10 protein-coding genes and 1 pseudogene are annotated in these 9,782 nt (G+C 66.3%); 4 read left to right on the forward strand and 7 right to left on the reverse strand.

Going from position 1 to position 9,782, the window contains the following annotated elements; translation table 11 throughout:
- Position 1 precedes the first annotated feature (1 nt).
- The 5 genes from hspQ to OC184_RS06190 all read right to left on the reverse strand — a co-directional run bounded on the left by hspQ (position 2) and on the right by OC184_RS06190 (position 4,521).
- A complete protein-coding gene (gene hspQ / locus OC184_RS06170) occupies positions 2-343 on the reverse strand; it encodes a heat shock protein HspQ (RefSeq protein WP_265506301.1) in 342 nt (113 codons plus the stop codon).
- A gap of 75 nt (positions 344-418) precedes the next feature.
- Entirely contained in the window at positions 419-874 is a 456-nt protein-coding gene (locus OC184_RS06175; protein ID WP_265506302.1) for a CreA family protein, read from the reverse strand.
- A gap of 3 nt (positions 875-877) precedes the next feature.
- Positions 878-1,600: a metallophosphoesterase gene (locus tag OC184_RS06180; protein ID WP_265506303.1), complete on the reverse strand. Its 723-nt coding sequence runs from the start codon at positions 1,598-1,600 to the stop codon at positions 878-880.
- 71 nt (positions 1,601-1,671) lie between these two features.
- Entirely contained in the window at positions 1,672-3,261 is a 1,590-nt protein-coding gene (serA, locus tag OC184_RS06185) for a phosphoglycerate dehydrogenase (protein ID WP_265506304.1), read from the reverse strand.
- Between the two features lie 114 nt (positions 3,262-3,375).
- Positions 3,376-4,521, reverse strand: a complete 1,146-nt coding sequence (locus tag OC184_RS06190; protein ID WP_265506305.1) for a phosphoserine transaminase — start codon at positions 4,519-4,521, stop codon at positions 3,376-3,378.
- A 131-nt stretch (positions 4,522-4,652) separates the two neighbouring features.
- On the opposite strand from OC184_RS06190, the gene serB reads away from it, so the two are divergent.
- Both serB and OC184_RS06200 read left to right on the forward strand, forming a co-directional pair.
- A complete protein-coding gene (gene serB, locus OC184_RS06195) occupies positions 4,653-5,531 on the forward strand; it encodes a phosphoserine phosphatase SerB (RefSeq protein WP_265506306.1) in 879 nt (292 codons plus the stop codon).
- 116 nt (positions 5,532-5,647) lie between these two features.
- Entirely contained in the window at positions 5,648-6,406 is a 759-nt protein-coding gene (locus OC184_RS06200; protein ID WP_265506307.1) for a TSUP family transporter, read from the forward strand.
- 132 nt (positions 6,407-6,538) lie between these two features.
- Here OC184_RS06200 and OC184_RS06205 read toward each other — a convergent pair whose 3' ends face one another.
- Positions 6,539-7,525, reverse strand: a complete 987-nt coding sequence (locus OC184_RS06205; RefSeq protein ID WP_265506308.1) for an asparaginase — start codon at positions 7,523-7,525, stop codon at positions 6,539-6,541.
- 153 nt (positions 7,526-7,678) lie between these two features.
- Here OC184_RS06205 and OC184_RS06210 point away from each other — a divergent pair, with 153 nt between their 5' ends.
- Both OC184_RS06210 and rlmN read left to right on the forward strand, forming a co-directional pair.
- The gene (locus OC184_RS06210) at positions 7,679-8,200 is read left to right on the forward strand and encodes an invasion associated locus B family protein (RefSeq protein ID WP_265506309.1); all 522 of its coding nucleotides are present in this window, start codon (positions 7,679-7,681) and stop codon (positions 8,198-8,200) included.
- A 123-nt stretch (positions 8,201-8,323) separates the two neighbouring features.
- Positions 8,324-9,493, forward strand: coding sequence for a 23S rRNA (adenine(2503)-C(2))-methyltransferase RlmN (rlmN, locus tag OC184_RS06215; protein ID WP_265506310.1), 1,170 nt, complete (start codon positions 8,324-8,326; stop codon positions 9,491-9,493).
- Here the strand turns inward: rlmN and OC184_RS06220 are convergent.
- Positions 9,490-9,782: pseudogene (locus OC184_RS06220) on the reverse strand (hypothetical protein); the annotation flags it as partial. The gene rlmN and the pseudogene OC184_RS06220 overlap by 4 nt on opposite strands.

Here is a 9,782-nt window from a genome sequence, read left to right on the forward strand (position 1 = left end):
GTCAGTTGACCGGCGCCGCCAGGAAATAGCGGCCGTCCTCGAAGGCACCGAACATGTCGCCGACTTCCGGATGGTCCAGCGGCTCGCCCGAACTGTCCAGTTCCAGATTCTGCTCCGAGACATAGGCGACATAGAAGGTTGCCTCGGTTTCGGCCAGAAGGTGATAGAAGGGCTGGTCCTTCTCGGGTCGCGAATCTTCGGGGATGGATTCGTACCACTCCTCGGTATTGGCGAATTCGGGATCGACGTCGAAGATCACGCCGCGGAAGGGGCGGTTGCGGTGCCGGACGACTTGGCCTAGGCAATATTTCGCAATGCGGCTTTGCACCTGGTAAGGCTGCATCGGGCGGCTTCCGTCATCCTGATTCACAGCCGGCCTTCTAGCGCGGCGGCCCTGGGCTGTCTACAGGCTGCCCCTTCAGGGGGCGCGGTCCTCGGGCAGAAGCGGCACCGTCGCCAGGGACATCTTGGCCGAGCCTTCGGTGACCTGCGCGCCATGCGCCAGATAGATCAGCACACGATTTTGGTCGTCATAGATGCGCCGCACCTCAAGCGACTTGAAGATCAGGGACCTGCTCTGGCTGAAGACTTGGTCGCCGTCCTCTCCGGGCGTCAGGCCGGAAGCGTCGATGGGGCCGGTGCGCGTGCATTCGATGGCGCTGTTCGAGGGGTCCTCGAACCAGTTCCCCTGGCTCAGTCGGTCCAGGACCGAGCGGCTGAAATAGGCCAGGTGGCAGGTGACGCCGGGAACCTCGGGGTCTTGGATCGCCTCGACGATGACGTCGTTTCCGACCCAGTCGACCCCGACCCGCGCGACCTCCTCGGCCTGGGCCGCAGTGGTCAGCATCATCGCGGCGGCAAGAACGGTGCGCATCGCTTATTCCTTCTCCAGGGGGGCGCGGCCCTTGTCGGTCAGCAGATGGACAGCGCCCTTCTCGATGACGACCGCGCTCAGCGGCCGACCATAGGCGGCGCCGCCGTCCAGGTTCAGTCGGTTGGGATAGAGGGTCGGCCGCTCCAGCGCGGTGTGGCCGTGGACGACCAGCGGGCCGAAGTCCGCATTGCTTTCCAGAAAAGGCTTGCGGATCCAGACCAGGTCGTCCTCGGCCTGATCGCGCAGGTCGATGCCGGGCCTAATGCCAGCATGGACGACAAGGGCAAGCGGGTGCAGGAACCAGAGGGGCAAGGAAGCCAGGAATCGGGCATGGGCGGGCGGAACGGACTGCCGCGTGGCCTCCAGCAGCGCATCTCTGGGTTGGTCGGGGTCGACGCCATAGGACCGCAATGTCGCCGCCGCCCCCAGCCCCGGATGGTCCACCCAATGCTGCCCCGAGGACACGCCGGGGTCGATCCAGTCGGGCCGGTCGATGAAGGCGGGCAGGAAGCGATCATGATTGCCGCGGGTGACGATCCAGGGACGGCCAGCGTTCCGGCCGCGCAGCAGGTGTTCGACCACGCCGCGGGAATCGGGGCCACGGTCGATCAGGTCGCCGACATGGGCGATCGTCGCGTCCGGCCCGCCGTCGTCGAAGATCCGCTGGTGCGCGGCCTTCAGAAGGTCCAGCTGCCCGTGAATATCGCCGATCGCATAGAGTCGCATCCGTCACCTGACCATCGCGCGCGGCAGGAAAGGTCCGCACGCCCCATGGCTAGGGGCGTGCGGCGGCAAGGTCAAACCTCGAATTGCAGCCGGCGGGCCTGCAAGAACTTGCCTGTGTTCTGAAGCGCGGCCAGCGCCTCGTCGCCGATCGGCTCGTCCAGGTACAGGATGGCGATGGCATCTGCCCCGTTCGCGGAGCGTCCCAGCGTGAAGTTCGCGATGTTCACGCCCAAGTTGCCAAGGGTCATCCCCAGGGCGCCGATCACACCCGGCACGTCCTTGTTGCGGGTATAGAGCATGTGGCTGCCGACTTCGGCATCGACGTTGATGCCGCGGATCTGGATGAAGCGCGGCTTGCCATCGCTGAAGACCGTGCCGGCGATGGACCGTTCGCGGGTCGCGGTAACGCAGGTCAGCTTGATGTAGCCCTCGTAGACGCCGGCCTTGTCCTGGCGGGTCGTCGACACCTGCACGCCGCGCTCCTTGGCCATGACCGGGGCCGAGACCATGTTCACGTCCGGGTTCGTGGCCTTCATCACGCCCGCGATGACAGCGGCGTTGAGCGCGTTCAGGTTCATCTCGGACACCACGCCGTCGTAGAGGACGTTGATCGCCTTGATCGGCTCGTCGGTCATCTGGCCCACGAAGGCGCCCAGATGCGCGGCCAGCTTGATCCAGGGGCCCATGACGGCGGCCTCCTCGGCGGTGACCGACGGCATGTTCAGTGCGTTCTGCACCGCGCCCGTCAGCAGGTAATCCGACATCTGCTCGGCGACCTGCAGGGCCACGTTCTCCTGAGCTTCGGTCGTGGATGCGCCCAGGTGCGGCGTCACGACGACGTTCGGCAGGTTGAAGAGCGGGCTGTCCGTCGCCGGTTCGACCGCGAAGACGTCGAAGGCGGCGCCGGCCACGCGGCCATCCTTCAGCGCTTCGGCCAGCGCGTCCTCATCGACCAGACCTCCGCGCGCGCAGTTGATGATCCGCACGCCCTTCTTCAGCTTGGCAATGGCGTCGCGCGACAGGATGTTGCGGGTCTTTTCGGTCAGCGGCACATGGAAGGTGATGAAGTCGGCCTTCCCCAGCAGCTCATCCAACTCGACCTTAGTCACGCCCAGTTCCTTGGCGCGCTCCTCGGACAGGAAGGGGTCATAGGCCAGCACCTTCATGTGCAGCCCCAAAGCCCGGTCGATCACGATCGAGCCGATATTGCCCGCCCCGATCACCCCAAGGGTCTTGTTGAACAGCTCGACCCCCATGAAGCGGTTCTTCTCCCACTTGCCGGCATGGGTGCTGGCGCTGGCCTCGGGCAACTGCCGGGCGACCGCGAACATCATCGCAATGGCGTGTTCGGCCGTAGTGACACTGTTGCCGAAGGGCGTGTTCATCACGATGACGCCCTTCTTGCTGGCGGCCGGAATGTCCACGTTGTCGACGCCGATCCCGGCGCGGCCGATGACCTTCAGATTCGTGGCCTCGGCCAGCAGCTTCTCGGTCACCTTTGTCGCGGACCGGATCGCCAGCCCGTCATACTGCCCGATCACCTCGGCCAGCTTCTCCTTGTCCTTGCCCAGATCGGGCATGTAATCGACCTCGACCCCGCGGTCGCGGAAGATCTGAACGGCGGTTTCGGACAGCTTGTCCGAGACGAGAACCTTCGGCATGTCATTCATCCTTGTGTGGGAACGCCCGGGCATGGCCACGCTGGCATCCGGCTTCTTCTTTGGGAAAATACCCTGCGGGGGGTCCGGGGGGCGCAAAGCCCCCCGGCGGTCAGGTCACTGCGCGGCCAGTTCGACGCGATAGGCCCACTCAATCCATGGCATAAGCGCCGCCACATCGGCCGTCTCGACCGTCGAGCCGCACCAGATACGCAGTCCCGCCGGCGCGTCGCGATAGGCGCCCGCATCCAGCGCGACGCCTTCCTTCTCCAGCCGTTTCGCAACGGCCTTGGCAAAGGCGGCGCCGTCCTTGATCGCCGGATCTGTGAACTTCAGGCACACGCTGGTGGTCGAGGCCGTCGCCGGGTCCTCGGCCAGATCCGCGATCCAGTCCTTGTCGGCAATGAACTCCCGCACCGCGCCCGCATTGGCATCGGCGCGCGCGATCAGCGCCGGCAGGCCGCCCAGGGATTGCGCCCATTTCAGCGCGACCAGGTAATCCTCGACCGCCAGCATCGAGGGCGTGTTGATCGTCTCGCCCTTGAAGATGCCCTCGATCAGCTTGCCGCCCTTGGTCATGCGGAAGATTTTCGGCAGCGGCCAGGCGGGTGTGTAGTTTTCCAGACGCTCGACGGCACGCGGGGACAGGATCAGAACGCCATGCGCGCCTTCGCCGCCCAAAACCTTCTGCCAGCTGAAGGTCACCACATCCAGCTTGTTCCAGGGCAGGTCCATCGCAAAGGCCGCGCTGGTCGCGTCGCAGATGGTCAGGCCGTCGCGATCCGCGGGGATCGCGTCGCCGTTCGGCACGCGCACACCGCTGGTGGTGCCGTTCCAGGTGAAAACGACGTCGCGCGCGAAATCGACCTCGGCCAGATCGACGATCTTGCCGTAGTCGGCCTTGCGGACGGTCGCGTCCAGCTTCAGCTGCTTGACCGCGTCCGTGACCCAGCCTTCGCCAAAGCTCTCCCAGGCCAGCATCTCGACCGGGCGCTGTCCCAGCAGGGACCACATCGCCATCTCGACCGCGCCCGTGTCCGAGCCGGGAACGATGCCGATGCGGTAATCCGCGGGCACGCGCAGAACCTCACGCGTCAGCTCGATCGCCTCGGCCAGCTTGGCCTTGCCGACGGCGGCGCGATGCGAACGGCCAAGCGGCGCGTCCGACAGCATGTCCAGATTGTAATGGGGAATCTTGGCGCAAGGGCCAGAGGAAAAGCGCGGATTTGCCGGCCGCGCAGCCGGGATCGCATGATCGGTCATGTGACTAGCCTTCCAGCTAAAAGCCCCTCGTTGGGGAGGGGTGTCCCACTGACCGACGTAAGGCCACGCCTGCTCTGGCGCAAGAAAAATCTTTGGCCTACATCCCGAGGCAGCCGAAAAGGATGCGCCCCATGTTCACCGTCTCGCTGATCGCCTCGCCCCATGCCGCCAATCTCGACAGCGAACTGCCTGGCGGACTGTCGGCGCAGTGGCAGGGCGGGTCGCCGCGCATCCTGGCCCCCGGCATCGCGGCCGAGTTCGACATCCCCCAGGCACCCGCCGACGCAGACCGCGTCTGGTTCGACCTTCAGGTCATCGGCATCGACCTGGCGATCCAGCCGGCCGAGGGGCGGCGCAAGCGCATCCTGATCGCCGACATGGATTCGACCATGATCGACCAGGAATGCATTGACGAACTGGCGGATTTCGCAGGCGTGGGCGAACGCGTCGCCGACATCACAGCCCGTGCCATGAACGGCGATCTGAACTTCCACGAGGCGCTTGTCGAACGCGTTGGCCTGCTGGCAGGCCTGGACGAAGGCGTCATACCTACTGTCCTGCAGGACCGCATCACCCTAGCATCGGGCGGCGCGACGCTGGTTGCCACGATGCGCGCGCACGGCGCCTATGCCGCACTGGTCTCGGGCGGCTTCACTGCATTCACCGAGGCGGTCGCCGGCCGGCTGGGCTTCGACGAACACCGCGCCAACGCGCTGCTGATCGAGGCGGGCGTCCTGACCGGCCATGTCGCCCTTCCCGTCCTGGGCCGAGAGGCCAAGGTCGAGGCCTTGCAGCAGATCGCGGCCCGCCTCGGCACGACGCCGCAGAACGCGATCGCCGTGGGCGACGGCGCGAACGACCTCGACATGATCGGCCTCGCCGGCACGGGCGTCGCGCTGCACGCCAAGCCCGCTGTCGCCGCGCAGGCCCAGATCCGGATCAACCACGGCGACCTGACAGCGCTTCTCTACCTGCAAGGCTATTCTGCCCGGGACTTCGTCACCGTCTGACCGCCATCGCTGCAGGCGGCAGCCGCCCGCCTCCTGCAGCGGTCCGCAAATATCCCACGGGGGCGCGGGGGTGTGAAACCCCCGCAGCGACGGTGCCCTCCGACAGTATGGCCAGCATGTTCGATCTGACTCTCGACCTGATCCCCCTGCTGATGGCGGCAGCCTTCGCCGCAGGCTTCGTCGATGCCATCGCCGGCGGCGGCGGCCTGATCACCCTGCCGGTGCTGATGCTGGCGGGCGTCCCGCCCGCGCAGGCCCTGGCCACCAACAAGGTCCAGGGCGTCTTCGGTGCCGGCACTGCCGCACTCAGCTACGCCGCGCGGGGCCTCGTGGATCTGCGCAGACAGTGGAGGTCGGCTCTCATTGCCGGGGCGGCGGGGGCCGCCGGTGCGACACTCGTCAGTGCGATCCCGACGGACGGGCTGCGGCTGATCCTTCCAGTGATCCTGATCGGAATCGCCCTGTTCTTCGCGCTGAAGCCGGGGCTGAACGACCTCGACCGCACGCGACGGCTCTCGGCCGCGGTCTTCGCGATGACCGTGGTTCCCTTCATCGGCTTCTATGATGGGCTGATCGGGCCGGGGGCGGGCGCGTTCTACATGATCGGCTTCGTGACCCTGGCGGGGTACGGCGTGCTGAAGGCCACCGCGCACACCAAGCTTCTGAACTTCGCGTCGAACCTGGGCGGGCTGGGCGCCTTCGCGCTGGTCGGTCAGCCGCTGTGGCTTCTGGGCATCGCCATGGGCGTGGCCCAGATCGCCGGCGCCACGCTTGGCGCAAGGCTCGCCTCGCGGATCGGGGCCAGGCTGATCAAGCCGCTGCTGGTCGTGACCTCGACCGTCCTGGCGCTGCGGCTGATCTGGCAGATGGTCTGACATGGTTGCCGGCGCCCGCTCTGCCAAGGGGCGCCGGCCGGTCATGCTTGGGGCGCAGGCGCGGGGGTGGTCCTGCAGGGTGATGGAACCACAACATTGCGTCGTATTCGTGACGATTCGCGCCTGACCGGCTCAGCTTGGAAAGCCCGGCGATGTCCTCAGGCTGCCGGTGACCATCCCCCGCCAGTTCCGGATCGGCCCGTTCAGATAGGCCTGCGCTACCGGATCGCCAGCCTCCAGCACACCCAGGTGGATCAGGATCGCAGTGATGGCGGCCTCGCTGGCGCGGGTGGCACCGTCGGTGATCTTCAGCGCGACGCCCAGGCCCTGCTGGGGCAGGATGGCCACGAAGACGGCCTCGGCCCCGGTCTTGACCGCCACCGCGCCGCCCATTGCGCGCATCAGCGCCGTGCAGGATCGACCCTCGCCCGCGACCAGTTCGGGATGCGCGCGCATCGCGTCCACCAGCCGCTGCATCGCCTGGCCGCGCCGGTCCTGCCCTGGGTTGGCGAACCGCGCCATCGCCCGCGCCAGCCCCTCGAGCGAGCAGGCCCAGTTCGGGGCCGAGCATCCGTCGATGCCGAAGCCGGGGCTGGTCTCCTCTGTCACCTCCTCGAAGGCCGCCTTGACGGCCTGCTGGACGCGGTGATCGGGCGCCACGTATTCGGCGCCCCCCTTCAGGTGCCGGTTAAGCGTCAGAAAGCCGGCGTGCTTGCCCGAGCAGTTGTTGTGCAGCTGGCAGGGGCTTTCGTCCGAACATGTCAGGCGCTTGTTCTCGGCCGGGTCGCGGGGCATGTGGCTGCCGCAGCGAAGGTCGCTTTCGGCCATCCCCAGCCCCTGCAGCCAGCCGCCCACACCTTGCACGTGAAGCGCCGCGCCGGAATGGCTGGCGCAGGCCAATGCCAGCTGGCGGTCCGTCAAGCCGGCGGCGTCGGCCGCGCCGCTTTCGATCAGCGGCAGAGCCTGGATCATCTTGCACGAGGACCGCGGATAGATGACCTGTGACGGCTTCCCCCACGCCTCGACGACTCCATGTGCGTCGCAGATGATCGCGTGGCCCCGGTGCAGGCTTTCCCGCATGTCCCCCCGCCACAGTTCGATCATCTCGGCTGAACGCATGGAAAATTCTCCCTGACAATTGCGCGATTTTGCTCGCATGACCTTTTGCGGGCAGCGAATTTCGCTATTCTGGCGGCAGATGGTTGAAAAGACCACAGCAATCGGGGAACAACGCCGGGCAAAGCGGCGAAATGAATGGCAGGAGGCCAGAGCATGAATACCACTACGCTGCGCGGCATAGGCGCCAGCCTGGTCCTGATCGCCGGGCTGGGCACGGCGGTCGCGCAAGAGACCAGCAATGTCGTGGCGACCGAGGGTGACTGGACCGTCTTTGCGGCCGACAGCCCGCGGGAATGCTGGGCGGTGTCCCCGCCCAAGTCGACGATCAACACCCGCGACGGCCAGCCGACCGAGGTGGCGCGCGGCGACATCCGCCTGTATGTCGCCTATCGCCCCGGCCAGAACGGCGAAGTGTCGTTCACCGGCGGCTATCCCTTCGCGCCTGACAGCACGGTCGAGGTCGATGTCGGCGGCCGCAAGTTCAACCTGTTCACCGAGGGCGAGAGCGCCTGGACCGGCAGCCCGTCCGAGGATGAATCGCTGATCGGCGCGCTTCGGGCCGGATCCTCGGCCGTGGTGACCGGGCGTTCGTCGCGCGGCACGACGACGAAGGACACGTTCAGCCTGTCGGGCATCACCGCCGCGACCAACACCGCCAAGGAACGCTGCCAGTAACGGCACCGACGGACACCGCCGGCCGGCTGTCCGGCGGATATTTCGACGCCAGGGACGTGGCCGGTTGAAAAGCCGGCCCGTTTCGCTTATTTGCGGGTCTTCGCTTACATTGCCGGTGACGACATGAACGCCCCGATCACGCAGGACGTGCTGACCATTCCCCGCAAGCTGCCCCAAGGCGGCCTGACGAACATCGTCGGGCTGACGAGGGAGCAGCTGCGCGACGCCCTGATCGCGGCCGGCACGCCCGAGAAGCAGGCCAAGATGCGGGTTGGCCAGGTCTGGCAGTGGATCTATCACTGGGGCGTGCGCGATTTCGCGCAGATGACCAATCTGGCCAAGGATTATCGCGCCCTGCTGGCCGACCGGTTCGAGATCGTCCTACCAGAGATCGTGACCCGGCAGGTCAGCAGCGACGGCACCCGCAAGTACCTGCTGAAGATTGCCGGCGGCCACGAGGTCGAGGCGGTCTATATTCCCGAGGAGGGCCGCGGGACGCTCTGCGTTAGCAGCCAGGTCGGCTGCACGCTGACCTGTTCGTTCTGCCATACCGGCACGCAGAAGCTGGTGCGCAACCTGACCGCCGGAGAGATCGTGGGCCAGCTGCTGGTCGCGCGCGACGATCTTGGCGAATGGCCGGTCCAGGGCGCGCCCAAGGACGAAACCCGCCTGATCAGCAACATCGTCCTGATGGGCATGGGCGAGCCTCTCTACAACTTCGAGAACGTCCGCGACGCCATGAAGGTCGTGATGGACGGCGAGGGGCTCTCACTGTCGCGCCGCCGCATCACGCTGTCCACCAGCGGCGTCGTGCCCGAGATCGCCCGCACCGCCGAGGAGATCGGCTGCCTTTTGGCCGTCAGCTTCCACGCGACGACGGACGAGACACGCGACAAGCTGGTGCCGATCAACAAGCGCTGGAACATCGAGACCCTACTGGAGGCGCTGCGCGACTATCCCCGGCTGTCCAACAGCGAGCGGATCACCTTCGAATACGTGATGCTGGACGGCGTGAACGACAGCGACGACGACGCGCGCAGGCTGGTGCAGCTGATCCGCGGCATCCCGGCCAAGATCAACCTGATTCCGTTCAACGAATGGCCCGGCGCACCCTACAAGCGGTCCAGCAACAACCGCATCCGCGCATTCGCCGACATCATCTACAAGGCCGGCTATGCCAGCCCGATCCGCACGCCCAGGGGCGAGGATATCATGGCCGCCTGCGGTCAGTTGAAGTCGGCCACCGAACGCGGCCGCAAATCGCGTGCGCAGATCGCGGCCGAGGCAGGCTAGATGTTCAGTCCCGGCATCTGGTGGATCGGGTTTAGGATGAATCTGTCGGGCTCGGATGTCCAGATCTTGCAGATGAATTCGTAAGGCGTGAGGGCCAGCCATGGTCCGCCATCGGTCCGAGGACCATGGCTGGCGAGGGTCTTGAGGCGGCGGGCGAAGTTATAGGCTGGCATGAAGTCCGCGAGATGGGTGCGGAGCTGATCGTGGCTATCGTAGTGGAAGCGTTTGACCGTGGCCTTGATCGTGCGGTTCATCCGCTCGACCTGCCCGTTTGTCGGGAAAACAGGCC

The organism is Paracoccus rhizosphaerae, assembly GCF_026162645.1.
Lineage (GTDB): Bacteria > Pseudomonadota > Alphaproteobacteria > Rhodobacterales > Rhodobacteraceae > Paracoccus > Paracoccus rhizosphaerae.

Bases quoted from the DNA above. Each gene is read 5' to 3' on its own strand.
- serA (WP_265506304.1), bottom strand. From the start codon at position 3,261: ATGCCGAAGGTTCTCGTCTCGGACAAGCTGTCCGAAACCGCCGTTCAG.
- serB (WP_265506306.1), top strand. From the start codon at position 4,653: ATGTTCACCGTCTCGCTGATCGCCTCGCCCCATGCCGCCAATCTCGAC.
- OC184_RS06210 (WP_265506309.1), top strand. From the start codon at position 7,679: ATGAATACCACTACGCTGCGCGGCATAGGCGCCAGCCTGGTCCTGATC.
- OC184_RS06175 (WP_265506302.1), bottom strand. From the start codon at position 874: ATGCGCACCGTTCTTGCCGCCGCGATGATGCTGACCACTGCGGCCCAG.
- OC184_RS06205 (WP_265506308.1), bottom strand. From the start codon at position 7,525: ATGCGTTCAGCCGAGATGATCGAACTGTGGCGGGGGGACATGCGGGAA.
- OC184_RS06200 (WP_265506307.1), top strand. From the start codon at position 5,648: ATGTTCGATCTGACTCTCGACCTGATCCCCCTGCTGATGGCGGCAGCC.
- hspQ (WP_265506301.1), bottom strand. From the start codon at position 343: ATGCAGCCTTACCAGGTGCAAAGCCGCATTGCGAAATATTGCCTAGGC.
- rlmN (WP_265506310.1), top strand. From the start codon at position 8,324: ATGAACGCCCCGATCACGCAGGACGTGCTGACCATTCCCCGCAAGCTG.
- OC184_RS06180 (WP_265506303.1), bottom strand. From the start codon at position 1,600: ATGCGACTCTATGCGATCGGCGATATTCACGGGCAGCTGGACCTTCTG.
- OC184_RS06190 (WP_265506305.1), bottom strand. From the start codon at position 4,521: ATGACCGATCATGCGATCCCGGCTGCGCGGCCGGCAAATCCGCGCTTT.